This window comes from Rhodoblastus acidophilus (genome assembly GCF_025961575.1).
Taxonomy (GTDB): Bacteria; Pseudomonadota; Alphaproteobacteria; order Rhizobiales; family Beijerinckiaceae; genus Rhodoblastus; species Rhodoblastus acidophilus_C.
The window spans coordinates 1-26,015 of sequence record NZ_JAOQNX010000010.1 but is presented as its reverse complement, the minus strand read 5'-3'; the positions used below and the strand labels follow the sequence as shown (position 1 = coordinate 26,015).

Annotated in this window: 31 protein-coding genes and 3 pseudogenes; 23 read left to right on the top strand and 11 right to left on the bottom strand. The window is 61.8% G+C overall.

All coding sequences use genetic code 11. The features are described 5' to 3' along the window. Positions 1 to 129: 129 nt before the first annotated feature. Positions 130 to 603, bottom strand: coding sequence for a hypothetical protein (locus M2320_RS08870; RefSeq protein ID WP_264596962.1), 474 nt, complete (start codon positions 601 to 603; stop codon positions 130 to 132). Between the two features lie 338 nt (positions 604 to 941). Between M2320_RS08870 and M2320_RS08865 the strand changes: the two genes are divergently transcribed. Together M2320_RS08865 and M2320_RS08860 are read left to right on the top strand one after the other, a co-directional pair. Next, on the top strand, positions 942 to 1,505 hold the full coding sequence (locus M2320_RS08865) for a hypothetical protein (RefSeq protein WP_264596961.1): 564 nt from the start codon (positions 942 to 944) through the stop codon (positions 1,503 to 1,505). A 176-nt stretch (positions 1,506 to 1,681) separates the two neighbouring features. Continuing rightward, the gene (locus tag M2320_RS08860) at positions 1,682 to 2,599 is read left to right on the top strand and encodes a flagellin (protein ID WP_264596960.1); all 918 of its coding nucleotides are present in this window, start codon (positions 1,682 to 1,684) and stop codon (positions 2,597 to 2,599) included. A 428-nt stretch (positions 2,600 to 3,027) separates the two neighbouring features. On the opposite strand, the gene M2320_RS08855 is transcribed toward M2320_RS08860, so the two are convergent. Then, positions 3,028 to 3,384: a cytochrome b5-like heme/steroid binding domain-containing protein gene (locus M2320_RS08855; RefSeq protein ID WP_319801423.1), complete on the bottom strand. Its 357-nt coding sequence runs from the start codon at positions 3,382 to 3,384 to the stop codon at positions 3,028 to 3,030. After that, positions 3,384 to 4,190 carry a hypothetical protein gene (locus M2320_RS23310; RefSeq protein WP_342395048.1) on the bottom strand — a complete coding sequence of 269 codons (807 nt, stop codon included), beginning with the start codon at positions 4,188 to 4,190 and terminating at the stop codon, positions 3,384 to 3,386. Before M2320_RS23310 ends, M2320_RS08855 begins: the two co-directional genes overlap by 1 nt. Positions 4,191 to 4,226: 36 nt before the next feature. Between M2320_RS23310 and M2320_RS23305 the strand changes: the two genes are divergently transcribed. Next, positions 4,227 to 4,376: a hypothetical protein gene (locus M2320_RS23305; RefSeq protein ID WP_342395049.1), complete on the top strand. Its 150-nt coding sequence runs from the start codon at positions 4,227 to 4,229 to the stop codon at positions 4,374 to 4,376. Here the strand turns inward: M2320_RS23305 and M2320_RS23300 are convergent. The 6 genes and pseudogenes from M2320_RS23300 to trxA form a co-directional block, all read right to left on the bottom strand. Next, positions 4,310 to 4,630: pseudogene (locus tag M2320_RS23300) on the bottom strand (oxidoreductase); the annotation flags it as partial. The gene M2320_RS23305 and the pseudogene M2320_RS23300 sit on opposite strands and share 67 nt — an antisense overlap. 9 nt (positions 4,631 to 4,639) lie before the next feature. Further along, positions 4,640 to 4,927 (bottom strand): hypothetical protein, encoded by a 288-nt coding sequence (locus M2320_RS08835; protein ID WP_264596958.1) that lies wholly within the window; start codon positions 4,925 to 4,927, stop codon positions 4,640 to 4,642. A 44-nt stretch (positions 4,928 to 4,971) separates the two neighbouring features. Continuing rightward, the gene (locus M2320_RS08830) at positions 4,972 to 5,274 is read right to left on the bottom strand and encodes a monooxygenase (protein ID WP_264596957.1); all 303 of its coding nucleotides are present in this window, start codon (positions 5,272 to 5,274) and stop codon (positions 4,972 to 4,974) included. Beyond that, positions 5,274 to 5,507, bottom strand: a complete 234-nt coding sequence (locus M2320_RS08825) for a hypothetical protein (protein WP_264596956.1) — start codon at positions 5,505 to 5,507, stop codon at positions 5,274 to 5,276. Before M2320_RS08825 ends, M2320_RS08830 begins: the two co-directional genes overlap by 1 nt. Before the next feature lie 154 nt (positions 5,508 to 5,661). Next, positions 5,662 to 7,077: a pyruvate kinase gene (pyk, locus tag M2320_RS08820; protein ID WP_264596955.1), complete on the bottom strand. Its 1,416-nt coding sequence runs from the start codon at positions 7,075 to 7,077 to the stop codon at positions 5,662 to 5,664. Positions 7,078 to 7,179: 102 nt separating this feature from the next. After that, positions 7,180 to 7,626, bottom strand: a complete 447-nt coding sequence (gene trxA / locus M2320_RS08815; RefSeq protein ID WP_264596954.1) for a thioredoxin — start codon at positions 7,624 to 7,626, stop codon at positions 7,180 to 7,182. A 186-nt stretch (positions 7,627 to 7,812) separates the two neighbouring features. Here trxA and M2320_RS08810 point away from each other — a divergent pair, with 186 nt between their 5' ends. The 8 genes from M2320_RS08810 to M2320_RS08775 all read left to right on the top strand — a co-directional run bounded on the left by M2320_RS08810 (position 7,813) and on the right by M2320_RS08775 (position 12,378). After that, the gene (locus tag M2320_RS08810; RefSeq protein WP_425540664.1) at positions 7,813 to 8,451 is read left to right on the top strand and encodes a DsbA family protein; all 639 of its coding nucleotides are present in this window, start codon (positions 7,813 to 7,815) and stop codon (positions 8,449 to 8,451) included. 31 nt (positions 8,452 to 8,482) lie between these two features. Next, positions 8,483 to 8,656, top strand: a complete 174-nt coding sequence (locus M2320_RS08805; protein WP_264596952.1) for a hypothetical protein — start codon at positions 8,483 to 8,485, stop codon at positions 8,654 to 8,656. A gap of 92 nt (positions 8,657 to 8,748) precedes the next feature. Then, positions 8,749 to 8,955, top strand: coding sequence for a hypothetical protein (locus M2320_RS08800; protein WP_264596951.1), 207 nt, complete (start codon positions 8,749 to 8,751; stop codon positions 8,953 to 8,955). Positions 8,956 to 8,968: 13 nt separating this feature from the next. Then, the gene (locus M2320_RS08795) at positions 8,969 to 9,928 is read left to right on the top strand and encodes an MBL fold metallo-hydrolase (protein ID WP_264596950.1); all 960 of its coding nucleotides are present in this window, start codon (positions 8,969 to 8,971) and stop codon (positions 9,926 to 9,928) included. A gap of 83 nt (positions 9,929 to 10,011) precedes the next feature. Next, the gene (locus M2320_RS08790; protein ID WP_264596949.1) at positions 10,012 to 10,737 is read left to right on the top strand and encodes an MBL fold metallo-hydrolase; all 726 of its coding nucleotides are present in this window, start codon (positions 10,012 to 10,014) and stop codon (positions 10,735 to 10,737) included. A gap of 65 nt (positions 10,738 to 10,802) precedes the next feature. Then, positions 10,803 to 11,237 carry a DUF2946 family protein gene (locus tag M2320_RS08785; RefSeq protein WP_264596948.1) on the top strand — a complete coding sequence of 145 codons (435 nt, stop codon included), beginning with the start codon at positions 10,803 to 10,805 and terminating at the stop codon, positions 11,235 to 11,237. Between the two features lie 80 nt (positions 11,238 to 11,317). Continuing rightward, positions 11,318 to 11,761: a copper chaperone PCu(A)C gene (locus M2320_RS08780; protein WP_264596947.1), complete on the top strand. Its 444-nt coding sequence runs from the start codon at positions 11,318 to 11,320 to the stop codon at positions 11,759 to 11,761. Positions 11,762 to 11,805: 44 nt separating this feature from the next. Beyond that, the gene (locus M2320_RS08775; RefSeq protein WP_264596946.1) at positions 11,806 to 12,378 is read left to right on the top strand and encodes an SCO family protein; all 573 of its coding nucleotides are present in this window, start codon (positions 11,806 to 11,808) and stop codon (positions 12,376 to 12,378) included. 26 nt (positions 12,379 to 12,404) lie between these two features. Here M2320_RS08775 and M2320_RS08770 read toward each other — a convergent pair whose 3' ends face one another. Beyond that, positions 12,405 to 13,088, bottom strand: coding sequence for a DsbA family oxidoreductase (locus M2320_RS08770; protein WP_264596945.1), 684 nt, complete (start codon positions 13,086 to 13,088; stop codon positions 12,405 to 12,407). 244 nt (positions 13,089 to 13,332) lie between these two features. On the opposite strand from M2320_RS08770, the gene M2320_RS23370 reads away from it, so the two are divergent. The 12 genes and pseudogenes from M2320_RS23370 (at position 13,333) to M2320_RS08710 (ending at position 25,538) form a co-directional block, all read left to right on the top strand. Further along, positions 13,333 to 13,683: a glycogen debranching N-terminal domain-containing protein gene (locus tag M2320_RS23370; RefSeq protein WP_425540663.1), complete on the top strand. Its 351-nt coding sequence runs from the start codon at positions 13,333 to 13,335 to the stop codon at positions 13,681 to 13,683. A 372-nt stretch (positions 13,684 to 14,055) separates the two neighbouring features. Beyond that, positions 14,056 to 14,748: a cytochrome c oxidase assembly protein gene (locus tag M2320_RS08760; protein ID WP_264596943.1), complete on the top strand. Its 693-nt coding sequence runs from the start codon at positions 14,056 to 14,058 to the stop codon at positions 14,746 to 14,748. Further along, positions 14,745 to 16,562, top strand: a complete 1,818-nt coding sequence (locus tag M2320_RS08755; RefSeq protein WP_264596942.1) for a PQQ-dependent dehydrogenase, methanol/ethanol family — start codon at positions 14,745 to 14,747, stop codon at positions 16,560 to 16,562. Before M2320_RS08760 ends, M2320_RS08755 begins: the two co-directional genes overlap by 4 nt. Beyond that, on the top strand, positions 16,562 to 17,155 hold the full coding sequence (locus M2320_RS08750; RefSeq protein WP_264596941.1) for a c-type cytochrome: 594 nt from the start codon (positions 16,562 to 16,564) through the stop codon (positions 17,153 to 17,155). Before M2320_RS08755 ends, M2320_RS08750 begins: the two co-directional genes overlap by 1 nt. Beyond that, positions 17,145 to 18,143 (top strand): cytochrome c oxidase subunit II, encoded by a 999-nt coding sequence (gene coxB / locus M2320_RS08745; RefSeq protein WP_264596940.1) that lies wholly within the window; start codon positions 17,145 to 17,147, stop codon positions 18,141 to 18,143. The genes M2320_RS08750 and coxB overlap by 11 nt, the downstream gene beginning before the upstream one ends. A gap of 7 nt (positions 18,144 to 18,150) precedes the next feature. Then, positions 18,151 to 18,579: pseudogene (locus tag M2320_RS08740) on the top strand (cbb3-type cytochrome c oxidase subunit I); the annotation flags it as partial. After that, a complete protein-coding gene (locus M2320_RS08735) occupies positions 18,557 to 20,365 on the top strand; it encodes a type IA DNA topoisomerase (protein WP_319801425.1) in 1,809 nt (602 codons plus the stop codon). The pseudogene M2320_RS08740 and the gene M2320_RS08735, both read left to right, overlap by 23 nt. Positions 20,366 to 21,151: 786 nt before the next feature. Next, positions 21,152 to 21,478, top strand: coding sequence for a hypothetical protein (locus M2320_RS08730; protein WP_264596939.1), 327 nt, complete (start codon positions 21,152 to 21,154; stop codon positions 21,476 to 21,478). Positions 21,479 to 21,561: 83 nt separating this feature from the next. Continuing rightward, the gene (locus M2320_RS08725) at positions 21,562 to 23,496 is read left to right on the top strand and encodes a hypothetical protein (protein WP_264596938.1); all 1,935 of its coding nucleotides are present in this window, start codon (positions 21,562 to 21,564) and stop codon (positions 23,494 to 23,496) included. Further along, positions 23,493 to 23,717: a hypothetical protein gene (locus M2320_RS08720; protein ID WP_264596937.1), complete on the top strand. Its 225-nt coding sequence runs from the start codon at positions 23,493 to 23,495 to the stop codon at positions 23,715 to 23,717. Before M2320_RS08725 ends, M2320_RS08720 begins: the two co-directional genes overlap by 4 nt. A 604-nt stretch (positions 23,718 to 24,321) precedes the next feature. Further along, entirely contained in the window at positions 24,322 to 24,609 is a 288-nt protein-coding gene (locus tag M2320_RS08715) for a GcrA family cell cycle regulator (RefSeq protein ID WP_264596936.1), read from the top strand. Between the two features lie 107 nt (positions 24,610 to 24,716). Beyond that, on the top strand, positions 24,717 to 25,538 hold the full coding sequence (locus M2320_RS08710; protein ID WP_264596935.1) for a hypothetical protein: 822 nt from the start codon (positions 24,717 to 24,719) through the stop codon (positions 25,536 to 25,538). Positions 25,539 to 25,739: 201 nt separating this feature from the next. On the opposite strand, the pseudogene M2320_RS08705 reads toward M2320_RS08710, so the two are convergent. Then, positions 25,740 to 26,015, bottom strand: a pseudogene (locus M2320_RS08705) (transposase); the annotation flags it as partial.

Here is a 26,015-nt window from a genome sequence, read left to right as displayed (position 1 = left end):
GTTCAAACAAGGCGAACGCGATCTCGGCCCGCGCTATCGCCCGTCCGCTTCGTCGAAACGCGGCGAAAGCGGCTGCAAACTCCGCCGCCCAATGCGGCAAAGCTCAAACGGCGAGCAAATCCTCTCGGTTCAAGCGGTCAATTCAATGGGGCCGACGCCAGGTGTCGGCGAACAAGGGTTTTTCGTAAGCTCCGCAACAAGACTCTGAAGTTGCGCTGGCGGCAGTGTCTTTGAAACCGCGAGCATAAGGGCGACAACCGCATCCTGAGCCTCGACCGGCGATGACGCGCCCGCCGGAAGATTTGGGTCATTTCTCATGACGTTGATCCGAGCCTTCATGCTCGGAATCTTGCCGTACCTCGCGAGAAACGCAAACAGCGCGGCATTGGCTTCTGCGTGCAGCGGGGTCGCCGGATTGATCGCGCTGAAGAACATGTTCAGTTGGGCTTCCGTCCGCCGTCCGTCCGCCGCCTCGGCCTCGTCGAGAAAGCATTGGGCGTCGATGTCCTGGTAGCCGGCGAATTTTGCCGGCGCGAAACACCAGGCGCCCTTTTGGTTGCGGCAGCCATACCAAGCGCGCGCATAGGACAGCCGCGATTGCATTTTGGCGCTGCTTTTCAGCTCGCTCTCAAATTTGAGGATGTTTTCATAGGCCTGCTCGGCCGAGGTGACAATCTTCAACATCAAACTTCCCTCATGAACAACATGAAGAACATGAGCGCAATGAACGTTCCGCCAGAGGCGTCGATGTATTCGCTAATCCCGTTTTGGTTGCGAAGTCAACACGATGATCAAATCCAACTTCTGCACGCAGAACACGTACTTCATGAGCGGCGTGAAGCGCATCGGCAACATTAAGTAAATGCAAGTAGTTCTTCATGTTATTAGCTAATTTTTAGCAAATTAGACTGTACAACCCTCGGTACAGGGGAGGCAGTGGAATGCAACTCGTCGCAAGACCAGGAAAAAACGGATCGCTGATCGCCAGCCGCGATGACGTTCTGTTTTTGTTTGATCGCGACGCGCCGCAACCCGCCGTGGGTGAGAGCGTCGAAGCCATGATCACCCATCATCGCCGCGCCCGGGATGGCGGGCTCGGCGCGCTGGTCGTGCGTCCCGTCACCGACGACGACGTGCCGGTGCGCCACGCGGGTTTTGTCTGTCGCCGCAACGGCGGGACGACCCCGACCACCGCCATGATTTACGCGGACGACAGCGCGCGAATCGCCCAAAAATTTGGCGTGAGCGTGCAGATGCTGACGCCCGGACGGTCGCCGGTGGCGAAATCGCGTTACTTCCCCGACGGAACTTTCAATCTGCTGCGGCCCGGCCGCGCCTATATGGCGAAGTCGGACCTTCTGCAGGGTCTGGCGCGGATTTGTGGGCTGCCGACGCTCGATGACGTCGACGAAACCCTTTTGGGGAAGCCGTTGCGCGGCATGCCGGCGCGCGCGGCCATGGCCAATGTTTTGGCGTTCAGAAAGGATTTTTGCCTGAGTGGATAGGTCCACTCAAGATTTTCTACCAAAGGCGATCGAACAACGCGCACACCGCGCTGATGAATTCAAATAGAGCGCTAAACGCGCAGGCATGATGCCGATCTGTTTGTCTCTGGCGAAAGACCAGAATGTCTCTCCTTGGGCAACCCGAGAAAGGGCGCCGTAACCGAGAGATCTAAACCATGACCTATCTTCTCAACAATGCCGCCGCCAATACGGCCCTGCTCAACCTGACCATGACCCAAAAAAACCTGTCGATGACGCAGCAACAGCTGTCGACCGGTCTCGCGGTTGAAAACGCCTCCGACAACGCCTCTTATTGGTCGATTGCGCAGACCATGACGTCCGACAACAAAGCGCTCGGCGCCGTTTCCGATTCGCTCAAGGTCTCGGAGCAGATGGTTTCGACTTTCAACTCGGCGCTCAAACAAGCGATGGGCGTTCTCACCAAGATCAAGGCCGACCTGACCTCCGCCCAGAACCCGGGCGCCGACCTCAAGCAAATTCAGACCGATATTGCGGCGCAGCAGTCGGCCTTGCAAGCCATCGCGGATTCGACGGTCTTCAATGGCCAGAATTGGCTGAAGGGAGACTCGACCGCCAGTTCGACCACGCCGGGCGGGTACGCCGTTCAAAAATTGGTCGGCGGCTACGTCAACGGTTCCACTGGCGTCATCACCATCAGCGTCGACACCAAGAACACAATACTTTATGACGCCAACACGACTGCAGCTTCGAAAACGGGCATTTTGGACAAGCAAGGGACGGCGTCCGGCGCCGCCATCAAAGATTACGACGTGACAAACCTGCCAACCGGCAAGACCATCGCGAACCTTCTGCAGGACCTCGACACGGCTTACACTGCGTTGGAAAAAGCCGGTTCAACCTTTGGTTCGGCAACCAACATGATCGAGACGCAGCAAAGCTACATCTCCACCATGCAGACGAATTTGGACAACGGCATCGCGTCTCTGGTCGACGCCGACATGAACAAGGTCTCCACCCGCCTGCAGGCCCTGCAGACCCAGCAGCAGCTCGGCGTGCAGTCGCTGTCGATCGCCAACCAGTCGACCCAGATGATCCTGAAACTGTTCCAGTAATTTTCGACAGCCTCGCAAAACCTGGAGCCGCGCCCCAGCGCGGCTCCTTTGCTTTCCGGTCGAGAGCCGGCGCCGAAAAATCGACAGTCGCTTAGGGGATTTTCTGCCTGACGGCGGCGAAGATATAGGCCATCCGCCAAATCCATCCACCGGCCTTCAAGGCGAAAGTGGCTATTTCGACCGGCCAGCTTTGGCGGCGGGCGCATGATCGCCGCCCACGATTTTGCCGCAGCTCTGGTCGGGCTACGCCCTCCCGACACAGCAGCAACATCGCTCAAGCCACGCGTTCAGCATAACCCTGCAGGACTCAACTCCGCGGGGCGCTGTCCAAACAAGCGGGCCCGCTCTGGATCGCCTCACAAGATGACGGACGCCGCGCCCAAGCCAATTGGAAATCCCCTCTCGAATCGGAACCCGCCGAACACGCTCTAATTTTCCACTTCGCCGATGAAATAGCCTTGCAACATCTGATCGGCGGTCCCGGAGTGGCGACGGCCCTTCATCTTTGTTTCGTAAGCGGTCGTCGCCTCCTTGCCGCACCAGACTTCGATCACCTCGGGTCGGGATGGATGGTCAGGCAGATAGGTGGTGACGTCGTAGACTTTGCCGCCGATGGCCATCCAACAGTCGCGAGGCGAGGCATGCGCCGCGACATCGGCCAGCGTGTAACTTTTCTTGACCTTGATGTCCTCGGCCATGGTCCTCGGCTGCGAAAAGCCGATCAGCCACAGGCCGCCCACGAGAATCCAGAACGCCGCCGTCGAGGCGATATAGAACTTGCGCATCACAACGGTCCAAAATCTTCGAAGTGCATACGTCGGTTGGCGATTCCGCGCCGGTGAAGGAAGGGCGCGAACGCGTCGATCATCGGCGGCGGCCCACAGAGCCAGAATTCCGCCTTGCTGACATCCTCGCCGGCGGGGATGACGCATCGAGGATCGATGGGGTCGTCGCCGGTCGTAACGAGCCGCGACGTCAACAGCGGCTGGCTCGCCGCCATTCCGTTCAGTTCGTCGACAAACAGAGCATCGGCATGCGAGCGGTAAAGGTAGATCAGAGTGGTTGGGCGCTTCAGTGGTCCGGAGCGCAGCAAAGCCATGAACGGCGTAATGCCGACGCCACCAGCGATCCAGTACTGCGGCGCCTGGGCGGGCTTGCCGAGAAAGTCGCCGAAGCCGCCCTGAACGCGGGCGGGAACGCCCGGCACGATCGACTGGATGTTGCGCGTACAATCGCCCAACGCCTTCACTGCAATGCGGAAGCCCGAAACGCCGTCAACCGAACTGACGCTGTATGGGTGAAACTCGCCACAACCTTTGAACTCCCGCGCCGATTGGAAGGCGACGCAAGCGAACTGCCCAGGCTGCGCCGGAATCGGGTCGCCAAGCGGCGCGAGCGCGACTTCGACGGCGTTGGCGGAGACGCGCTCCACCGATTGGACGACATAGGGAAGAGCGCCAACGCCCCAGTCCTCGCGAACGAAGCGCCACGCCAGCAGCGCCAGGCTGGCGAGAAGGAGCGGCGCAACCGGTTCGTCGATGCCCAGCAAGATGAGGTGGGCCAGCCCGAGCAGAACGGCCACTCCGAGCATGGCGTGCACGGGGCGGCGGATTCTATAGGGGGCCGCTTGGCGAAAGTCGCGCCGAGCCCCACCATGAGCGCGATCAACGCCAGCCATCCCATCCAGACCGGCCAGCCCTCGCTCATCGGAGACAGAAGCTCCCAAGCCTCGCGTGGAGCCTTCGGCAACGAGGCGGCGGCGAGCAACAGCGGGTGAGCCAGCAGCGCCGCATAGGCCGCCATGCCGAGCCGGTGATGCCATTGATACATGTTCTCCAGGCCGCCGAGCATGGCCGCCAAACGCGGCTCGCGCAGGACCAGGAAAAGGCTGGCGAGGAGCGCGCCGCAACCGACCCACCCCAGCACGATGCCAATTTGCCGGGCCGGCTGTCCCCCTGCGGGATAGGCCCAGATCACGAGCCCCAGGACGAAAGCGAACGCCAGAACTGGAACCGAGATTTTGGCTAACATGGTCGCAAATCACTCCCGGGTGGCGGCGGGCGGTCGCAAATGCGCGCAAATGTCCCGGCCATTCTCGGGCAGCGCCAACCCCGCCTGCTCAGCTCTTTCCTGCATCAGTCTGTGATGAGCCTGTTGGTAAGCGTGACAGTCCTCGTAATTGTCAAAGGACCGCATTTTCGCCTGATGCTCGATTCGCTCCTTTGGCGTCATCAGCATCCAGCCGCGCGTATTGCCCTCATTGGCCCGCCACGGGCCGCCGGCCTGCGCCAGACCGCCGCAGCCGGAAACCATGAGAATGATCGCCAATACATGCGCTCTAGCTCGCATTTGCGTCGGCCTCCGCAGCCCTCTTACAGCGGCGCACGGTCAATCAGCGACAGCGCCTCATTGACCAGAAAAACCTTTCCATTCACCACCGGCGCGCCGAATTCCGTCAAGCGTTTGGTGTGCATCCTCAGATAGGCTTCTGCGCTCGGCAAATCCTGAAACAGGTAGACGCCGCCAGCCTCTCCCGCCGCCGGATTCTCAGTCCAGAATTTCCAAATCAAACCGGGTTCATTGGCGATTGACTCGGCCAAGCCTCGCAAAGCAGACGTCATTTCGTCGCCCCAGGGGCCCTGATATGGAAAATCGACCTGTAGCAGATATGGCATTATTCAGGCTCCTCACGCGATCGGATGAATGCCTCAGCAGCAATTCCAGTTTCTTCGTCGCCGACACACTTGATCTTTGGCCGATACTCCACGGCCACCATCTCACCTACGGCGCAAACCTCGTCGTCCGCGTGCAAGGACAGGGCGATGGTCGCCTTGCGCCCGGAAATCGCAACCAGCCGTCCCCTTATGATCAGTTCGACGCCCATGGGCCTCGGCTGCTTGTAGTCCACCTTCGCCGTCCATATCGCTCTTCAGACGCAGTCCCTGCGCATTGGCCGACCCGCAGCCGAAACAATGCGCGAATTCCGCCGCGTAGGAGTCTTGAATGGCTTTCATTCATCTTCCCGAGTGCGCCGTGGACATCGATCACCCCCTTGCGCCACCCTAGTTGATCTGCACGACGCGCAGATTGTTGGTCGTGCCGGACTGTCCGAACGGCACGCCCGCCACGACGACGATCGTGTCGCCCTTCCCAGCGAAATCCTCGCTCAAGGCCATGGCGGTCGCGCGCTCCACCATCTCCTCGTAGCTGTTGACGTCCTCCGAGCGGCAGGCATGGACGCCCCAGGCGAGGCTGAGGCGGCGCGCGATGGCCTGTTCGGGCGTGATCGCCAGGATGGGCAGCGCCGGACGCTTGCGCGCGATGCGGGCCGCCGTCGTGCCGCCCGAGGTGAAGGCGATGATGGCCGGGGCGCCGATCGCTTCGGCGAGGTCGGCGGCCGCGGCGGCGACCGCGTGGGGCGGGGAGTGCTCTTCGCCGGGATCCGCCGCGTTGACGATGGAACGGTAGAGCTTGTGCCGCTCCGTGCTCGAAATGATGCGATCCATCATGGCGACCGCCTCGCGCGGATAGGCGCCGCTGGCGGATTCCGCCGAAAGCATGACGGCGTCGGCGCCGTCATAGATCGCAGTGGCGACGTCCGAGGCCTCGGCGCGGGTCGGGGTCGGCGCGCTGGTCATCGACTCCAGCATCTGCGTGGCGACGATCACGGGCTTGGCGGCAAGGCGGCAGGCGCGCACGATTTCCTTCTGACGTCCGGGAACATCCTCATGCGGAATTTCGACGCCAAGGTCGCCGCGCGCCACCATCACCGCATCCGCGAGTCGGACGATCTCGTCAAACCTCTCGACCGCCGAGGGCTTTTCGATCTTGGCGACGAGGCCGGCGCGGTCGTCGATCAGCCCGCGCGCCTCGATCAGATCGCCGGGCTTCTGCACGAAGGATAGCGCCACCCAGTCCACGCCGAGTTCGAGGCCGAAGGCCAGGTCGGCGCGATCCTTCGCCGTCAGCGGCGAGAGATCGAGCAATGTGCCTGGCATGTTGACGCCCTTGCGGTCGGATATCGCCCCTCCGACCAAAACCTCCGCCAGGATTTCCTCTCTCGCAGGCGTAAGGACGCGCACGCGGACGCGCCCGTCGTCGATCAGCAAGTCCTGTCCCGGCATGACCGCATCGAAAATCTCGGGATGCGGCAGCGGAAGCGCGTCGGCGCCGCCCTGCTCCTTCGAAAGGACGAAACGGAGCTTGTCGCCCGTCGTGACCATGATCTTGCCGCCGGCGATGGCGCCGACGCGAATTTTTGGCCCTTGCAGGTCTTGCAGGATCCCGATCGGCCGGCGCATGCGCGCCTCAAGATCACGGATTGCCGCGTGGACACGGGCGTGATCTTCATGCGCGCCGTGGCTGAAGTTCAGGCGGAACGTGTCCACACCGGCGATGAACAGAGCTTCGAGCATCTCCGGAGACGCGCTCGCGGGCCCAACCGTCGCGACGATCTTGGCTCTGCGTTGTCGGCGCATGAGTTCAACTCCTTGGCTCAGTTTACCAGAATGGCGCGAATATATGCGCGTCGGACCGTGGTGGTGGTGTGACCTTGAGAACCTTAGCGCCGCGTCAACGCGTCATGCGGCGCCGTGGTCCGCCGCCCAGCGAAGAATGGATTTGGCGTCCATGGCTCCAGCCTGCCGGGCGATCTCGCGACCGTCGCGAAAAAGGACCAGCGTGGGAATCGACCTGATGGCGAAACGCGTGGCGGTTTCGCGCAATTTTTCGGTGTCTGCTTTGAGGAAGCGCACACGGGTTTGCAGCGTTCCCGCAGCCGCGGCGAATTGCGGCGCCATCATCTTGCATGGACCGCACCAGTCGGCCCAGAAATCGACCAACGCCGGAAGCGTGGTGCGGGATATATGCCGATCGAAGTCAGCATCGTCGCGCATTTCGATCGGACCTGCGAACAGCGGGGCGCCACAGGCGCCGCAATCGGGTCTGCCGCCCCGTTGCAACTTCTCCTCGTCGGCGCGATTGACCCCGCCACAACCGGGGCAGACTACGTGGATACCCGCCTGCATCGCTTGCCTCCGCATCTCTCGGCAAACTTGAGCGCGTCGGCCGGCACGCGCAAGAGGTTTGCAAAAAATATATTCGAATTCCTTGATTTATGATTCAACATGGATGAGAAATGCACCTTCGCTCGGCTTCCAAGCTCAAAGGGCGCATTCCCGGGGCGTAAAGTTCAGCGTCAGCGAGCGACATTCATGCTTACGAACCGCCGATCCATCCTGAAGTCCGCATTTTCTGTTGGATCGGTCCTGCTTTTCGGCCTGGCAGGGGCTCGGACGGCGTTGGCGGAGGAGATCACGTTCGAAGCGATCGTCAACGACCCTGAAGCTCCCGTCACGGGAAACCTCAAGGGCGACGTCGTGATCGCCGCCTTCTTCGATTACAACTGCCCGTTCTGCAAGAAATCGGCGCCCGATCTCGACAGGCTCGTCAAGACCGACGGCGCGATCAAACTTGTCTACAAGGACTGCCCGATCCTGACCGAGGCGTCGTTCTACGGCGCGCGCATGGCGTTGGCGGCAAGGTATCAGGGCGCCTACGAGCGGGTTCACGCCAAGCTGATGAGCGTTCCTGGCCGACGAAATCCCCAGTCCTATATGGAAGAGGCCGTAGCTTCGTCCAGCGTCGACGTCGCACGGTTGAACGCCGATCTCGAAGCGCACGGATCGGAGATCGACGCGTTGATCCGCAGGAATGTCGCCCAGGCGCGCGCGCTCGGCTTTCAAGGCGTTCCCGATTTCCTGATCGGCCGGTACAAAGCGAGCGGCTATCTCGACTATGACGAACTCAAGTCGGCGGTGGCCCAAGCGCGCGCGCCTGGACGGGAAAAGTGAGCCGCTGCAACCGTCAGATGAAGGTGTCGCCATGGCCAGCCCCTCCAGATTCTGGGACAAGCTCGCCGAGCGCTACGCCGCGCGGCCCATCAAGGATGTGGCGGCCTACGACGCCATGCTCGCGGACGCCGCCGGCCGTTCGAGGGCGGCCTCGATCTGCGGGACGATCTTCCCGGCCTGCTCTCCGCCATCCACGCACATTTGAATCCCGGGAGACTGTTCATCGCCAAAACGTGGTGCTTTGCCGACATGGGCCTGCATCTGCGTGGCCTGTTCCTCATTTTGCGCGCGCTAAAATTGTTCGCGGACGCCAAGGCGCTGAGCAAGACGACGTTGCGTCGCGCCATCTGCGAGGCCGGTTTCGAGATCGCGGACGAGCGCGTGTTCGGGAGCAACCCGCACGCCCCCTATGTCGTCGCTCGCAAACGCGGCGAACGCCAACTTGCGGAAGGCGAAAAAGTCGGGGAGGCTAACGCCGGGAGCACACCGGGGGAACCCGCATGAGGAGGCCGATAACATGTCCACTGGCGCCACGCCTTCCGAAAAGATCGACTTCGGCGCCTGCCGCGCGATAACGGTGACCTGCGTCTCCGAAATCGGCTGGGCCAGCAACGACGGATTGATGCGGGACATCGCCGCGGGCGGCGGCATGGCGGCGAGTCAATGGCATATGCCCTGGCGCGAGGAGAACGCGCGCGGCAGTTGCAGTCTGCTCGAAATCGACGGTCTCGACGGCGCGCGCCGGCGTTTTCTGATCGATTCAGGCTGGAGCCGCGATTACATGCGCGCGCGTTTCGCCGCCACCGGCGTGGACCAGATGCTCCGCGCCGGCGAGATCGAGGCCGTGTTCCTCACCCATGAGCACATGGATCATCTGTTCGGCCTGCAGGCCGTGCTGGAGCTGAAGCCGGACATCACGATCTATGTTCCGTCGACTTTCACCGACGACGCCTGTCGCTTCATCGCCGGCGCCGACGTTCCCGACGCCCATGCCGGCAACGCCGCGCCCCACCGGGGCGCGTTGATCCGACTCGAACCCGGCCGCGTCCATGCGCTGGCGCCAGGACTGGCCGCCGTCGGCTTCGACCTGCCGATCATTCTCGGCGTTGCCGGCGAGCAATCGCTTTACGCCAGGATTGAACACAAGGGGCTTGTCGCGGTCACCGGCTGTGGCCACCAGGGCGTCGAACGGATCATGGACTTCGCCCGCGAACACCTGGCCGAGGGAACACAGGTTTACGGCCTCTACGGCGGGCTCCATCTTGCGCCCTTCGGGCCGCTGTCGCCCGAGAAGGAGGCGACCGTTCGCGAAATGGGCAAATACCGGCTTCAGCGCATCGCATGCAACCACTGCACCGGGCTGCCGGCGGTCGAACGGATGATCGAACTGGGTTATCCTGTCGTGCGCGGCAGCGGACGCGACGGCTCGATCAGCGATCTCTATGTCGGCAACGGCGACACCGTGACCTTCGACTGAGGCGCGTCTCCAACCGCCCGTCGGAGCGCGCTGGACGGAGATAAGCGCGTCCCCGCGGGCCGGCTTCAGGAAAGACACAAACGATGGGCGAAGCGGACAAGCTCGGCGCCAGGATCGAGTGGGTGCTTGAAACGCATGTCCACGCCGACCATTTGACCGCCGCGCCCTGGCTCAAGGCGAAGACAGGCGCCAAGGTGGGCATCGGCGAGCATGTCACCCAAGTTCAGTCGATCTTTCGGCCGGTCTTCGATCTCTGCGAAGTCTCGCTGAAAGGCGCAGAGTTCGACCGGCTGTTCGCCGACGGCGGGCATTTCGCCATCGGCAATCTCGATGTCGAGGTTCTGCACACGCCGGGACACACGCCCGCCTGCGTTTCCTATCGGATCGGAGACGCCGTGTTCGTCGGCGACACCATGTTCATGCCGGATTACGGCTGCGCCCGCGCCGATTTCCCCGGAGGGAGCGCCCGCGCACTGTATCGCTCGATCCGCCGTTTGCTTGCGCTGCCGCGGGATACACGCATGTTTCTGTGCCACGACTACAAAGCGCCGGGCCGCGACTATTTCGCCTGGGAGACCACCGTGGCCGAGCAGCGTGCCGGAAACGTGCAGGTCCACGACGGCGTGAGCGAAGACGCGTTCGTCGCGGCTCGGGAAAAGCGCGACGCCCAGCTCGCGGCGCCCGAACTGCTGCTGCCGTCGATCCAGGTCAACATTCGAGCGGGCCGGTTTCCTCGCGCTGAACTGAACGGCGCGCGCTTCCTGCGCATCCCCCTAAAACTCGCGCCCGAACTCGACAAGGTGGTGTAGACCTTTACAGCCGCGCGATGCGCTCGTTAGCATGTCCGCATATTCGTCGCCGCGATCGGGAGCCGATGACCCAGACGAACCGCAGATACGACCTCTCGCTTAACCCGGCGCGTGGACGCCGGCGTCGCGGGTTTGCCGGTGTTTTCGGCCTGTGGATCGTGCTGTTCAACATCCTGGCCGCAACGCTGTTCGGCGCGGTCGCTAAAGCCGAAACCTCCGTAGCTGGCGGCTCCGACGGCGAAGAAATCGTCGTGTGCACCGGGCTCGGCATGGTGACGCTCGACCGCGACGGCAAGCCCACCGATCCGGGCGCGCCTCGCGCAATTTGCCCCTTCTGCCTGCCGATCATGCAGGGTCAGCTCGACGTCCCCGTCGCCGTGGCGGCTCCCGCCGCGCCGGTGGCCGTCGCTGTTGTTGCCAAGTCGCCCTGGGAACGGGTTCCGCCGGCGCCTGCGCGCGCCGTACGGGCCGCGCCTGCGCGCGCGCCACCCTTCGCCTGACCCAAGACACTCGCTTTCCTCAGACTCGAACGCCGCTTCAGGCGCGAAACCGCGCGCGGCGATTATTAGGGAATTTTTACATGAAACGCATGATCCCCCTCTTCTTCGCTTTTGCCCTCGCAGGAGGCGCGTCGGCGGCCGATGTCCAGATCGGCGGTCTCACAATCCATGACCCCAGCGCCAAGCAATCGCCGAAAGGCGCCGATGTCGGCGCGGCCTTCATGGTCATCGAAAACAAGGGGGCCGCCGACCGCCTGGTCGCGGCGACGGCGGAGAACGCCGATCATGTCGAAATCCACGAAATGTCGATGACAGACGGCGTGATGAAGATGCGCGAAATGCCCGCCGGCCTCAACATTCCCGCGAGCGGCAAAGTCGAGTTGAAGCCCGGCTCCTATCATCTGATGCTGATGGGGCTGAAACAGCCGATCGCCGCCGGCGCGACCATCAAGGGAACGCTGACTTTTGAGCGCGCGGGCAAAGTCGCGGTCGATTTCGTCACGCCTGCGGCGGCCGCCAAGTGAGCAGTCCCGCTAAAGTGTCTCCCTCGCGCCAAAGGTGGGCCACGGTGGCCGGGGTTTTCACCCTGGTCATCGCCTTGCGGCTTGTCGCCATGCTGTGGCTGTCGGCCGCGCCGCCGGCGACCGCGCCCCGCGCACCGACCTTCGTGCTGAAAGGGCTCGACGGATCGACCGTCGAGTCCGCGCGTCTCACGGGAAAGCCGTTCGGGGTGTTCTTCGGCTTCACAAATTGCCCCGTGGTCTGCCCGACGACCATGACCGAGCTTTCGGGCTGGCTCGCCGAGCTCGGCGAGGCCGGCAAGGAACTGAAATTCTACTTCGTCACGCTCGATCCCGAGCGCGACACGCCGCAAAAACTCAAGGATTATCTCGAAAATTTCTCGCCACGGCTGGTCGGCCTGACGGGAACGCCGGAGGAGATCGCCGCTGCCGCCAAGAATTTCTCGGTCTATTACAAAAAGGTTCCGACTTCCGGGGGCTACACGCTGGATCATACCGCGCTGATCTTTTTGATCGACGCGCAAGGCCGCTGGCGAGGCGTGCTCGATTACAACCTCAGCCGAAGCGTCGCTCTGGAAAAATTGCGCGCGCTGCTCGCCGCGACGCCTGGTCCTTCGTAACGGCTGGGGCGTGGCGGCGTTCCGCGTCAGCACCAGCTCGCCTGGTCGGCGTTGGGTTCACGCAGCAATTCCAAAATGTTGGCTTCGATGATCCGATAGCCGACATTGCCGTAAAGCTTTTGACGGCCATGGTTCAGGATCATGGTCGGGCTGCCCTTCACGCCCAGGCTTTCGGCGTCCTTGGCGTCGGAGTCCAGCAGGGCGTGGGCGCGGCCCTCGGCGATGTGCCACGCCGCCCGTTCGACGTCGACGTTCGCCTGCCGGCCGACCTCATCCTGGACCTCCCGCCGCGCGATGTCGAGGCCGTGGACGAAAAAGGCCTCGCGCATGTTTCGCAGCGCAGTTTCGGAGGTTTTGGGCGCGACCGCGCCCTCCCGCTCGGTGAGTTGGACCGCCTTGAGAAAGAGATGCGGGGACAGCGACGAGGCCGGTCGAACCTTGCGCCAGAGATCGGGATGCAGTCGTATCTCCGGGAATTGTCGCGCTGCATGCTGAACGTGGTCGGCGAAACCGTCATAGCCGCCTTTTGTGCTCCAGGCCGTTTCGATCTTGCGCGGCGTGTCGCCGAACACCGAGCAGAAGCGGAAGTCGAGTTCGACCTGATCGCCGAAATTGCGCTCGACCTCCGCGAGGCGAAGCTCCGCGAAAAAGGCCCAGACGCAGAGCACGTCGGAAAAATAGAGGATCGGAATGCGTTGCGCTGCGCTCACGTCTGCCACCCTTTCATGCTGCGGTCCGCCCCGTCGCGGAACAATTTGCGCATGGACTTTCGCGCGGACTTCCTACACCAGACAAGTCCAAAAGTTGTGTCGCCCATGTAGCTTCGGAGAGCGTCATGCGATTGAACGCCGCGACCAATGGCGCCCTGCGCATCCTCATGTTCTGTCGCCCGGACAGGCTGCTGACCATGCCCGAAATGACGCGCCATCTCGGCCTCACCGAAGCGTAGAGTTCCTGAGCGGCGGCGCGCTTTCGCCATTTGTCAGCAAGTTCTACTGGACCAATCAAGCGCTGCCGACGATTTTAGGCGGACTGCGCGAACGCACAATCACGATCGCTCTTGGGCGCCATCTCGACGGCGGCCTGCATGAAGACTTGCGCGTCGCCAATCATGGCGCCGGCCGGGCCTGCTTCGATCTTGAACTGGCGCTGTGCTGCGACTTCGCCGACATATTCAACGTCAAGAGTGGAAAGCTCGTCCAACGTGGCGAGATCAGCTCGGACTGGGACGCGGCGCGCCAAGAGCTGAGCGTGATTTACACGAACGCCGATTTCAGACGCGGCCTGCGATCGACTTGCGTCTGAGCTTCCTTGACCGCACAGCCGCCCGCTGCGCGCGCGAAAAAATCCTGAACTGGGATTGCGAGAAGGTCATTATCGCCCACGGCGCTTGCGCGGACCGCAACGGCCAGGAGTTCCTGCGCCGCGCTTTTTTGTGGCTGGGCTGAAGCGCGCTTTCGCGGCGCTCACGCCGATTTGAGGGTGGTTGCGTCCGAGCGGACATCCCCGCAAAACCAGAGGTGCGGCGAACCCCGCTCCGGCGCCGCTGCACGCATTACGGAGGTGGAGAAGTGGCGCCCGAAGGCGCGTCTCTACGTTTCGTGCCGCGTGTAACGCTTGGAGGCGCAATCTTTGTCCTTCATTCGCTATTGCGGTCTGGCGCCTGTTCCCGGAGCCGTGCGATGGAACGCCGACCCGGTTTTGCTTGCCGTTCTCACCGTCTCGGTCTTGGCTTCCTGGCGCGCGTTCCGGACTGACCCGCGCCGCCAACTTCTCTTTCTCGGCGGCTGGGTCCTCCTCGCCGCCGCTTTCGCGTCGCCGCTACGCAATCTCGGCGTCGCCCTTTTTTCCGCCCGCGCCACTCAGCATGTGATCGTGGCTCTATTCGCGGCGCCGCTGCTCGCGGCGGCTTTTACGCTCCAGCGAATGGGTGCCTGGAGGGTCGCCCCGCCTTCCGCGGCCTTTACGCTGGTGCTGTGGTTCTGGCACGCCCCGGCGCCCTTGGACGCGACGCTCGCGAACAACATCGTTTATTGGGCGATGCACCTTTCGATTCTCGGATCGGCGCTCTGGCTGTGGAGCGCGATTCTCGGCGAAGGCGGCTTTCCGGCTTTTCTCGCGGTCACCTTCGCCGGCCTGCACATGAGCGCGCTCGGGGCTCTGCTCGTCTTCGCCCGTTCGCCGCTCTATTCCGTTTACCGCGACACCACCGCGCCCTGGGGCCTGACTCCGTTGCAGGATCAGCAACTCGGCGCGCTGCTGATGTGGGTTCCCGCCGGACTGCTGATCACGACCTGGTCGGCCTTTGCGCTCACAATGTTCTTGCGCGTGCGAGAACGGGTCACCAATCCGCTGGAGGCGCGTCCATGAAGCTCACAAGATGGTCGCTCCTGCCGCTCGTGCTCCTATCCTGTTCGGCGCGCGCGGAAGACCTGAACAAGCTGAGCCAGGACCCTGCACAATGGGTGATGCCCGCGCGCGATTATTCCTCGACCCGCTTCAGCCCGCTCGACCAGATCAACGCCGGCAATGTCGCGGGTCTGCAAATGGCCTGGACCTTCTCTCTGGGAGAAACACGCGGACAGGAGGCGGCGCCGCTGGTCATCGGTGACACGATGTACATCGTCAGCTCCTGGCCCAACAAGGTGTTCGCGCTCGATCCCGTCACCGGCGAACTGAAATGGACCTACATCCCCCACACCGACCGCGCGGCGCAGGGCGTGGCCTGCTGCGATGTCGTAACGCGCGGCCTCGCCTATGACGACGGCAAGATTTTCCAGGTCACGCTCGACAATCATGTCATCGCGCTCGACGCCGCCACCGGCAAGGAGCTTTGGGCGACCAAGACCGGCGACATCAATCTCGGCGAGACCACCACCGCCGCGCCGCTGGCGGTGAAAGGCAAGGTGTTCGTCGGCATCAGCGGCGGCGAAATGGGCGTGCGCGGCCGCATCACGGCGCTGGACGAAAACACCGGCAAGATCGCCTATGTGGCCTATGGGGCCGGTCCTGATCAGGACGTGCTGATCGGCTCGGACTTCAAGCCGCCTTACGACTGGATGAAGGGCAAGGACCTCGGCGTGAATTCGTGGCCGCAGGGCGCCTGGAAGATCGGCGGCGCCACGATGTGGGGCTGGTTCTCCTACGATCCCGACCTGAACACGCTCTATTACGGCACCGGCAACCCCGGCCCGTGGAACGCCGAGCAGCGTCCCGGCGACAATCTGTGGTCATCCACCCTGTTCGCGCGCAATCCCGAAAACGGCCAAGCGAAATGGGCCTATCAGTTCAACCCTCACGACGTCTGGGACCACGACGAAATCCAGAGGAACGTGCTGGTCGATCTTCAGATCGGGGGTGCGAACCGCAAGGTCCTGCTGCATCCCGGACGGAACGGTTACATGTATGTGATTGACCGCGAGACCGGAAAAGTTCTGTCCGCCGACACCTATGACACGGTCAACGCCTACAAGGGGGTCAATCTGGAAACGGGCCGGATCGAGCCCAACATGGATTTGAACCCGAGCCTGAATCGCACGGTGCAGGACGTCTGCCCCGCGCCGCCCGGCGCCAAGGATTGGCAGCCGACCGCATGGTCGCCGCGGACCAAACTCCTCTACGTGCCGCACCAGCACCTGTGCATGAATTTCAAGGCATCCGAGGCAAGCTATATCGCCGGCACGCCCTACGTCGGCGCAACCGTCGACATGTTCGCCGGCCCCGGAGGCTATCGCGGCGAGTTCATGGCCTGGGACCCCGTCCAGCGGAAAAAGGTCTGGGAAATTCACGAGAATTTTCCGGTCTGGTCCGGCGCGTTGGTCACCGGTGGCGACGTGGCCGTCTACGCCACCATGGACCGCTGGATGAAGGCGGTGGACGCGAAGTCCGGCAAAGTCCTTTGGTCGTTCCACCTCGGCTCGGGATCGATCGGCCAGCCCGTAACCTATCGCGGTTCGGATGGGCGGCAATATATCGCCATCGCCACAGGCGTCGGCGGCTGGCCGGGCGTGGTGGCCAACGCGGCCGTCGATCCGCGCGTGCGCAATGGCGCGCTGGGGTTCACCGGCGCCATGCAGGACCTCCCCACCTATACGCAAGGCGGCGGCGAACTCGTGGTGTTCGCCCTGCCAAAAAGCTCCTCCGCCCAGGCGGCCCCAACCCAGCCGCAACCGGAGAAGCGCTGATGAAACGCGGCTTGCTGCTTCTCCTCGTCCTGCTTGGCGCGGGCGGCGCGCTGGCGCAGCAGGCGCGGCGCAATGCGGCGGAGAACGCCCTGACCCCGACCCGCGCCGGCGCTTATCCTATCCTGTCGGTTCCGGTGTCGCACCTTCGGCCAGGACAGCCGCCGCCCCCGCCACAGGTAACCAATCCCGCCGGGGACGATCCACAGGCGGCGCAGCGCGGCATGCGCTATTTCATCTCGTTCAACTGCGTCGGCTGCCATGCGCCGAACGGCGGCGGCGGCATGGGGCCGTCGCTCAGCGACGTCAAGTCGATCTACGGCGCGGAACCCGCAAATCTGTTCCTCAGCATCTACCAGGGCCGCCCGAATGGCATGCCGGCCTGGGGCGGGTCGCTGCCGGAGTCGGTGATCTGGGACTTGGTCGCCTACGTGCGCAGCATCGGCCAGAAGCCGGACGGCAATTTCGGCCAAACCATCTCGCGCACGCCGGCGAGCCCGCAAAAGCAGCAGACGCCCGCCGAATTCGTGCAGACCGCGAACCCATGGGCCTTTACCGAGCCCTTTGGAAACGGGAAGAAACCCGATGCGAAGTAGAGCGGCCATTCCGGCTCTCCTCGCCCTCAGCGGTTCGGCTCAGGCCGCAAACCGTCCGCTCGACTATCTCAAGCCCGGCGGGGGGCTGATCGCGCGCGAGATCTGGCCGCTGCTTTGGGGACTTCTCGGCGTCGGGATTGTGGTCGTCGTCCTCATCTCCGCTCTGGTGCTCGTGGGCGCGCTGCGCCGCCGGGGCGAAGCCGCGGGCGCCGGCTTGATCGAAACGCACGCCTCGCGGTGGATTGGCATCGGCGTGGGCGTCTCGACCGTCGTCCTGTTCGGCCTCGTGGGCTGGTCCACCGCGATCACCGCGCGGATTGCGACGCCCCCGACGCCCTCCGCCTTCACCGTGGAGGTGCGCGCCCATCAATGGTGGTGGGAATTCACCTATCTGAACGACAACCCGCAAAAAGTCTTCACCACCGCCAACGAGATGCACCTGCCGGTCGGAAGGCCCGTGCGCTTCCTGCTGAAAAGCGACGACGTGATCCACTCCTGCTGGGTTCCGACCCTGAGCGGCAAGACCGACGTCATTCCCGGCCAGAACAATGTCGCCTGGCTCCAGGCCGAGCGTCCTGGAACATATCGCGGGCAATGTTCCGAATACTGCGGGAAACAGCACGCCCATATGGCTTTCGCCATCGTCGCCGATCCGCCGGAGTTGTTCGAGCGGTGGCGCGCACGGCAGTTGAGGCCGGCTCCCGCCACCTCCGGTGAAGCGGCTCAAGGCGCGCAGGTCTTCGGCATGCGTTGCGGGATTTGCCACCGCGTGCGTGGCGGGCTCGCCCAGGGACGCCTCGGACCCGACCTGACCCATGTGACGTCCCGCCAAACCATCGCCGCCGCGACGCTGCCCAACGATCCCGCACATCTCTCCGCCTGGATCGCCAGCCCGCAGCATTTCAAGCCCGGCGCCTACATGCCCGATCTTGGATTGTCCGGGCAGGAACTGTCGGAAATCCGTTCCTATCTCACCACGCTCGAATGAGGCGCGCATGACGAGCACCCCCTATGAACGCGCGCCGGGTCTTGAGCCGATCCAGCAGGACCCGGAACTGGCCGACAAGCTCCACGAAACCTGGGAGCGGCCTCAGGGACTGATCGGCTGGCTGTCGAGCGTCGATCACAAGGAAATCGGCCTGCGCTATCTCGTGACCGCCTTCGCCTTTCTGGCCGTCGGCGGGATCGAGGCGCTCATTATGCGCGTGCAACTCGCCGCGCCGGGACAGCGCCTGCTGACGCCGGAACAGTACAATCAGCTATTCTCGCTTCACGAGCTGACAATGATGCTGCTCTACGCGTCGCCGGTGCTCTCGGGCTTTTCCAATTATCTGTTCCCGCTGACGCTCGGCGCGCGCGACATGGCGTTTCCGCGCATGAACGCGCTGTCCTACTGGATTTATCTCGCCTCGGGCCTGTTCATTTACGCCAGTCTGCTGCTCGGCGCCGCGCCCAATAAATTCCGAATATTCCCGGATCTACGCGGCGGCGGTCGCGCGCCGGCAGGCGGATCAGATCTACAATCTGTCTCTGACCCGCACCGCGACGGTCAGTCTGGGCAAGGGCGCTCCCGGGGTGATCGGAATCGGTCGGGTGAAGACGCCGACCCTCGCGATCGTGTGCCGCCGCGAACTGGAAATCCGAAACTTCGTCCCCGTCGCCTATTTCGAGGTCGTGGCGAAGGCGAAGGTCCCGAGCGGTGAATTCCTGATGCGCCATGCGCCGCAGGAGCGAATCCTTCAGCGGGCGAAGGCGCAGGAGGTCGTCGACTCCGCCGACGGGTTTGCGGGCCCGCTCGCGGTGCGGGTCGAGGAGAAACGGCAGAAGCCGCCCAAGCTCCACGACCTGCCGTCGCTGCAAAAACTGTGCGGATCGCGGTTCGGCTGGTCGGCGGCCAAGACGCTTGAGTTGGCGCAGGAACTCTACGACGGCCAAGGCAAGAAGATCATCACCTATCCCCGCGCGGAGGTGCGCTACCTGCCGGAGAACGCGATCGACGACGCGCCGAAGATTGTCGCCGGACTGCGCGAGGGGCAAACCTTCCGGGCGATCCCGATGCCCGAGCCGCTGCACATCCGGAACGGTGCGGCGGGCAGTTTTCACGACAAGGGGCTTGAGGGCGCGAGCCATCACGCCGTCATCCCGAACGTCAACACGATCGGCGCCCTGCGCGATGTCTGGCCGCGGCTGTCGCTGGACGAAAAGAAGCTGTTCGACGTGATCGCGCGGGCCTATCTCGCTTCGCTCATGCCCGACTTCCGGTATCGCCAGACCAGCGTGACGCTCGACGTTCGCGGCTTTCCCTTCCGCGCCGCAGGGTGCCAGCCGATCGATATGGGCTGGCGCGCGGCGTTTCCGGAATGGACCCCGGCGGAGGAGAAGGGCGACGAGGCGCAGCTGCTGCCGGCGCTGCGCGACGGCGAGTCCGCCAAGCTGTCGGAGCCAAAGATCGAGGCCAAGGAGACCCGCCCGCCGCCGCGCTACAATGAAGGTGGCCTCATTGAAGCGATGCAGAATGCGTGGCGCTTCGTCGACGACGAGGCATTGCGCGAGCGCCTGAAGGAGGCCAAGGGCATCGGCACGCCGGCGACCCGCGCGGAAATCATCGGCGGCCTCAAGCGCCAGGGTTTTCTCACTGCGCAGGGCAAGAACATCGTCCCCACCGAAGCCGGTCTTTCCTTGTTCGACGTGCTGCGGCGGGCCGATCCGGACCTCGTCGATCCCGGCGTGACGGCGCGCATGGAATACCTGCTCGACGACGTGGTCCTCGGAAAGCAGGAGATGGTCGGCGCGATCGACGCCGTGTGCGAAGTCGCCCAGCGGATCATCGGCAAGCTCACGGAAAGTCCCCGCGGCGGCCTACCCTTGCTCAGCGGGCGCGGGGGTTCTGGAACGCGTCCGCAGGCATCCTCGATGAAGTCCCGCGCCGGCAATCGCACCCTGAGGCGCGACTTGCGAGGGCACGGCTTGCGGGGGCACGCTGGAGGGCGGCGCGGCAGAAGGAAGCGTTTCATCGTCGTCTTCATATTCTACATGGACGCGTTTGGCGCCCCACTCGGTGCGGACAAGGCGAAGGGTGCTGCCGTTATCGATCGAAGGCTGCCGTCGAAGTCCGGTAAGGGAAGGAAGCGCCGCGAGCGGCACGTCAGAAAGTCCAAGCTGCGCCCTAATGTCTGCTGGCATATCCAGCAACACAGTTTGCTTTGTTGACGGCGCCGCAGCCGCAGCAGGAATAAAATCGCGGGCGCCACGGCGTCCGCGCGCCTTGTCCATGGCGATGTTGCGGTCGATGAAGCGCTTCCAGGTAGGCCAGAAATCGGGGGCATGTGCGGCGATCAGATGACGGTCACATCTTGCCGCCGTGATGATGCGATCGCCTAGACGCTCCAGAGCTTCCCACTCGACGCGCTGATCCTCGGTATACGGACCGGTGACTGAAAGTGCGCGAACCACGCGCTCGCCAAGCGAGACCACAGCTGCGCGATGCTCCGGGATCAGCTTGAATTCGGTAACCAGCGTCATAGCGTTCAACATCCTTCTGACGGCCACCTGGTAGTTGGCGGTCCGCAGCGCGAATCGAAGATGTCGAATAGGATCGGTCGGGTGCCTGAAAGGGTCAATTCGGATTTGGAACCAGCAGCGGCCATCCCGCCGCATCAAATAGCTCGCCCGCGCCCACAGCTTTTCGCCTCGCATTCGGCGTCGCACATGAACGTGGCACATCGTCTCGGATGTCCCACGCCAGCACGACTACCAGCGGACAGGCAAGTCTTTGGATCTAAACGAAAAACTCTCCCCGAAGGGAAGTGGTAGCGGAGGAGGGACTCGCAAATTAGCATTAAGCTAATGTAATATATGTGTTTTTTCTAAAAAAAATATTTTTGTGCCAACAAAGTTACCAACGATTTTTTCGGCTGGCGCTGCACGTCGGCGAATGTTGGCGAACATTCTCGCGCTGCGGTAGCATCGCCCAGGACCCCATGCGAGCTATTCCGAATGGATCATTCCGCTAACACGACGCCCTTCTTGCAAAGCCTCAAAGCGGAACATCGTGCCCTTGCGATCCTGCGGATGCTTAATAGGGAGCCCTCCTATCGGTCAAACGAACGAATCATTGGAGCGTGGCTCGAACATTTAGCGCTGGGTGGCCTCGCGGATGAAATCCGCCAACAGTTGGACGATCTGGCGCGATTCGGAGTCATACGCCTTGAAAAAGTCGAAGGACTTCTGCTCGCCACGCTGACCGAGATGGGGAGCGACGTCGCGAACGGACGCCGAGTAATAGACGGCGTGCTTCGCCCCTTCCCTGATGAGCACTATTAAGCTGAAGCGGATGGATCAGGCGCGGAATTATCGCCATACTGCGGCGCTGAATCGGCGGCTCGCCACCAGCGCAGGCCATTTTCATGACGAAGTTTCGATCAAAGCGCATTGCCGACCAACACCCGCTTTTTGCTGGCGACGGTGCGAAACTCGCGTTCGGCAAACGATGGGATGGCCATCTCGTATCAATTGCCGAGGTCGAATCCGGAGCAACATGCGGTTGCTACTGCCCTGACCCGGCGTGCGCGCGTCCACTGTGGGCGAAGAAGGGCGACGAACTTATCCATCATTTCGCGCACGCGCCTTTGTCTGCTGACGAAAAACGGCGTGGCGTGATCCCCGTCTGCACGAATGGCGGGAAGACGGGCCTCCATATTTTCGCGCAGGAGCTTCTCGACCGCGAAAAGCGTTTGGTCATTCCGCCCTTCGGCGTTCGGATCGGCGACAGAGAAAAGCAACGCACTCCCAAAATCGACTACGTATTTGACCGGGCCGTTCTCGAAAAAATGGACGGCGAAACGATACCTGACGTGATTCTTTACAGCGGCGATCAACGCCTTCACGTAGAAATATTAGTCACCCACAAGTGCGATGATGTGAAAATTGCAAAGCTCAAGAAGATAAACATTTCCGCCATCGAGATCAATCTATCTGGTCTGCGGCAACGGCAAGACTCGCGCGCGCTCGACGTGGAGGCCTTGAGCAATGCGATCTTGCGCGAAGAGCCGCGTGAATGGCTGCACAATCGGCATGAGCGGGATGCGCTCGACGAGCTTCAGGCCGAAATCGAAGCAGAAGCAAAGGCCGCACTGGAACGCCGCCAGCAAGCCGCCGACGAGCTGCGACGGGAATATGAGCGAGCGGCGATACGCGCGGTTGGAGCCAAGACGGCAGGAGCCGACAACAAAGGCGAGCTTTCGCAGCCGGACCCGGTCATTGACCAATCGACAGGCGGCGAGGGTTTCTTCGCCGTGCATCCCCAAGTCTGGAAGACCCAGGTTGTCTTGCTACTCCGAAATGGAACAACCGTGGCCGGCGTGACAGCGGATTTTCACAATCGGCGATGGATCAACGTAGCCTTCACGCCCGCGAGGACCGATGGTGGTGCCTTGCTCGCAGAGGCAGGATTGCCCAAATCTGGAGCCGCAGCCGCAATCACCGATTTTCTTCGACACTTGGCCGCCCTGAATATTGCGGAAGATCGCGACGGCCAATGGCGGTTCACGGAAAAGCAGATCATCATCATCCGAGAACGTAAGCTGGAGCGCGAAAGAGCCAAGCAGGAGCAGGAGGCCTGTCAGCAGCGCCACACCGAACTGGCCGATCTGGTTCAGGCGATTTTGCGGTCCGCGTCCGCGTCAGATCGCATTGCCTTCAGCCACGCATCCTGGCGCGACACGTCCGTCGCGAACTTGGGCGCGCCAGCCACATTGGCAGACGCTGGCGGCATGGATTGGGACGTTCTTCGGGCCGAACTGAAAAAGACGCTGGCCGTCTTGGAAGGCAGGCGCGATCCGCCGTGCGATTGCCTTGGCCTTCCGGTCGAGGAGCAACTTGCCGCGATCCATCAGGCACACGTCGCCAAGCTTGATGAGCAGCGACAAGCCAGAGAAGAGGCTGAGCGGATCGCCGCGGAACTGCGCGTCGCCGAACTGCGACGCTTCCTGGGTCTTTATTTGAATGATTTTTCTGCCTGGACAGAAGAACCCAACGTTGCGCTCGACGGGCTTTCACCTCTTCAGGCCGCAGAGAGAGCGCCCGAGCACCTGCGTCGTGCCGAGGCACTGGCAGGAGAGAAAATTAGCGAGGCACAGGCGCAGCAAGCACGCATAGACCGCCTGAATGCAGAGTCGAAGATTTTGTTTCCAGATGACTTTCAGGCTAGCCTTGCGCTTAAGACTGGCGGCTGGGGCCTTCCTGGCAACGCGAGGCCAATTGATTACGTTCGTGATGACGCAACCCTTTTTGAATGCCTCGAAAAGCTGCGGTCGCGATTCAAGGCAAGGGCAAGAAGATGATCGGTCATCAATATGTCGCGACGGCGCTTGCCCACTGGAAGAAGTGGCTTCCCAAGATGACCAAGGAACTGAGGGAAGCCGGGACGCTGAACGAGAGGGCGCAGAAGGCGAGCCGGGGAGCGGCGGAACAGGTCGCGGACCTGATGGCGAGGGGCTTTCAAAAGCACGAGGCGGAAGAAATGGTTCTGCCCGATCTGATTCTCCTGCCGCCTGAGCGATGAGGCGAAATCCAGTTAAACAGCAAACGTCTCCTGCCTTTCTGGTTGTCAGCCTCGGCGCAGCTACACGGAGGAGACTTTTAGCTAAAGAATTCGTATCAATAATAGGAGATTTGTCATGGTCTTGTTAGGACTTTCATTCATAGTGTTAGATATATTTCTCCACGCTTTCTTCTACCCAGCAGAATACAGTGCGTGTTTAGATTTCGATAATAGGCCACGAGTTTTCAATAGATCATTCAATCGATGGCTATATATTACATCTGAGTGGGTTTTGCGGTATGGTGGCGTGACGATAATATATGTTGCTTGGTTTGGAACCTCGTTTAGCTTTATCCCATCCTTCATAGCCGGAGTTGTGGCGTTCTGGGCGCTTCCAGGAATCTCGATGGGCTTGGCGATGTTGATCTACCCGTGGTTCAAAACGATGCTAGCTGAGAACAATCCTAAGAGTTCGGGTCCAAATCGCAGTTGATCGCTCGCATAGCGCGAGCCGTGCGCAGCCTGAGAGGCGTATCCGAAGATGCGCGGCGAGCCTGCGGTTGCCGTGGCTTTCCACTCCCTATGCGGTATTATGATACCGCATAGGTGATTTGGAGCCCGCGCCATGCTGACCATCGAAGAACTGGAATATCGCCGCTGCAAATGGCCGCTCGACGAAGCGGAGCCGCGCGTCTTCCTGTTCTGCGGCGAGCCAACCTTTCGGACGAAGCCCTATTGCCTCTGCCACTGCGCGTTGGCCTACGAGAGTGAGGCGACGCGACGCCGGCGGGCGATTGAGTGGGCGGCGGCGCGTCCAAATGCTCCATCAGCCGAACGCGCACGACGCTGGAACGCCTATCTTGAGGAGGGGGCGAAGAAGGTCCCCAAGCTTGAGCTTGCCCGCGCGGGCTGATTATTTGCTTGAAATAAGCTTTTGATTTTCGGGCCGCACGGCAGCGCCGACCGCACGACAACTGCTATGAAGGTGTCAACTGGTGCGCCAACGGAAGAAACGGACAAATGATTGATGCTGTTTTCAATTGGCTCGGCCCCTGGACCGATCCCATTTTGCTCGTAATCCGGTACGCCCTGGTAGGAACGACTGTTGCCGGTTTCCTTGTGTGGGTGGGAAAACAATTCGTCGAGAACTGGCTCTCGACCAAGTTCAAGGAACGGTTGCAAAGCCTCCAATTCGAGCAATCAAAAGAAACAGAACGACTGAAAGGGCAGATCAACCAAGAGGTTGAGCACCTAAAAGGACGCATAAACGCGCAAGCTGATCGACGGCTTCGTTTACACCAATACGAATTTGAAACGCTGCCACGCCTGTGGCAACTGATTGATAAAGCGTTCATCAAGACTGCTCATGCCATTGTCAGTTTTGAGAAAATTCCAATTCTAGACAATGATGAAGCTAAGCTCAAAAAATATGCAGAAAGATGCAACTACAGCGAAGCTGAAACTGAGTTCTTGATTGATGCGCAAGACAAGATAAAGGCCATAAGTCAAATTAGCCGATTCCGGCGAAATAATTCGGCAAATGCAGCGGTTTGGAAATTACGGAGGTACAATGCGAAGAATGGAATATTCTGGCAAAAAGAAATACGCGATGCAGTCGATGAATTGACAGCGGAAATCAATGAAATAATGGTTTATGTTGAGATGGAAGATAAGCGGGAGGTCGGTGCGGAGCCCATAAAACGTCACTATGAGCTCGTTCGTTCATTCACCGACAGTAGCAGAGCGCGCTTAACGCCGCTTCAAACTATGATCATCACTCGGTTGAACGCCAACGTCATATCACCAGATCAAACTGGCGAGGCCAGCCAAAAAGCAGACTGATGCTAAATCAAACGCCCGCCAGCGCATCCGTGGCGGGCATTTTTTGTCAGCATCGGCTCAGTGCCTCCGCTGGGTCCAGAAATGGGGATGACTCGCGCCATTAGCAAGGCTGGCGCGGCGCGGCGCGGTCATTCAGGCGGCTTGCGCAGGGATAAAGCGCCGATCAATCCAGCGAGCGACGCTGTCTAGAGCGGATTCGGCTTAATCCGGGTCATATCCTGCGGCGGCGAAGAAGTTGGCGCACTCTTGCGGAGTGAACGCTGACAGGAGGGCGCCTATCGCGTCCCAAAGTCCTTCGATCGTTCTCTCCGCCGCTTTTCGCAGGAGCGCCTTGAGCTTTGAGAATGCGTTCTCGATCGGGTTGAAGTCGGGACTGTAGGGCGGAGATAGAGCAGATGTGCGCCCGCCGCTTCGATGGCGGCGCGGACGCCCGGTCGCTTGTGGCTGCCGAGATTGTCCATGATGACGATGTCGCCG

Bases quoted from the DNA above. Each gene is read 5' to 3' on its own strand.
- M2320_RS08870 (WP_264596962.1), bottom strand. From the start codon at position 603: ATGCAATCGCGGCTGTCCTATGCGCGCGCTTGGTATGGCTGCCGCAAC.
- M2320_RS08865 (WP_264596961.1), top strand. From the start codon at position 942: ATGCAACTCGTCGCAAGACCAGGAAAAAACGGATCGCTGATCGCCAGC.
- M2320_RS08860 (WP_264596960.1), top strand. From the start codon at position 1,682: ATGACCTATCTTCTCAACAATGCCGCCGCCAATACGGCCCTGCTCAAC.
- M2320_RS08855 (WP_319801423.1), bottom strand. From the start codon at position 3,384: ATGCGCAAGTTCTATATCGCCTCGACGGCGGCGTTCTGGATTCTCGTG.
- M2320_RS23310 (WP_342395048.1), bottom strand. From the start codon at position 4,190: ATGCTCGGAGTGGCCGTTCTGCTCGGGCTGGCCCACCTCATCTTGCTG.
- M2320_RS08830 (WP_264596957.1), bottom strand. From the start codon at position 5,274: ATGCCATATCTGCTACAGGTCGATTTTCCATATCAGGGCCCCTGGGGC.
- pyk (WP_264596955.1), bottom strand. From the start codon at position 7,077: ATGCGCCGACAACGCAGAGCCAAGATCGTCGCGACGGTTGGGCCCGCG.
- trxA (WP_264596954.1), bottom strand. From the start codon at position 7,626: ATGCAGGCGGGTATCCACGTAGTCTGCCCCGGTTGTGGCGGGGTCAAT.
- M2320_RS08810 (WP_425540664.1), top strand. From the start codon at position 7,813: ATGCTTACGAACCGCCGATCCATCCTGAAGTCCGCATTTTCTGTTGGA.
- M2320_RS08805 (WP_264596952.1), top strand. From the start codon at position 8,483: ATGGCCAGCCCCTCCAGATTCTGGGACAAGCTCGCCGAGCGCTACGCC.
- M2320_RS08795 (WP_264596950.1), top strand. From the start codon at position 8,969: ATGTCCACTGGCGCCACGCCTTCCGAAAAGATCGACTTCGGCGCCTGC.
- M2320_RS08790 (WP_264596949.1), top strand. From the start codon at position 10,012: ATGGGCGAAGCGGACAAGCTCGGCGCCAGGATCGAGTGGGTGCTTGAA.
- M2320_RS08785 (WP_264596948.1), top strand. From the start codon at position 10,803: ATGACCCAGACGAACCGCAGATACGACCTCTCGCTTAACCCGGCGCGT.
- M2320_RS08780 (WP_264596947.1), top strand. From the start codon at position 11,318: ATGAAACGCATGATCCCCCTCTTCTTCGCTTTTGCCCTCGCAGGAGGC.
- M2320_RS08755 (WP_264596942.1), top strand. From the start codon at position 14,745: ATGAAGCTCACAAGATGGTCGCTCCTGCCGCTCGTGCTCCTATCCTGT.
- M2320_RS08750 (WP_264596941.1), top strand. From the start codon at position 16,562: ATGAAACGCGGCTTGCTGCTTCTCCTCGTCCTGCTTGGCGCGGGCGGC.
- coxB (WP_264596940.1), top strand. From the start codon at position 17,145: ATGCGAAGTAGAGCGGCCATTCCGGCTCTCCTCGCCCTCAGCGGTTCG.
- M2320_RS08730 (WP_264596939.1), top strand. From the start codon at position 21,152: ATGGATCATTCCGCTAACACGACGCCCTTCTTGCAAAGCCTCAAAGCG.
- M2320_RS08725 (WP_264596938.1), top strand. From the start codon at position 21,562: ATGACGAAGTTTCGATCAAAGCGCATTGCCGACCAACACCCGCTTTTT.
- M2320_RS08720 (WP_264596937.1), top strand. From the start codon at position 23,493: ATGATCGGTCATCAATATGTCGCGACGGCGCTTGCCCACTGGAAGAAG.
- M2320_RS08715 (WP_264596936.1), top strand. From the start codon at position 24,322: ATGCTGACCATCGAAGAACTGGAATATCGCCGCTGCAAATGGCCGCTC.
- M2320_RS08710 (WP_264596935.1), top strand. From the start codon at position 24,717: ATGATTGATGCTGTTTTCAATTGGCTCGGCCCCTGGACCGATCCCATT.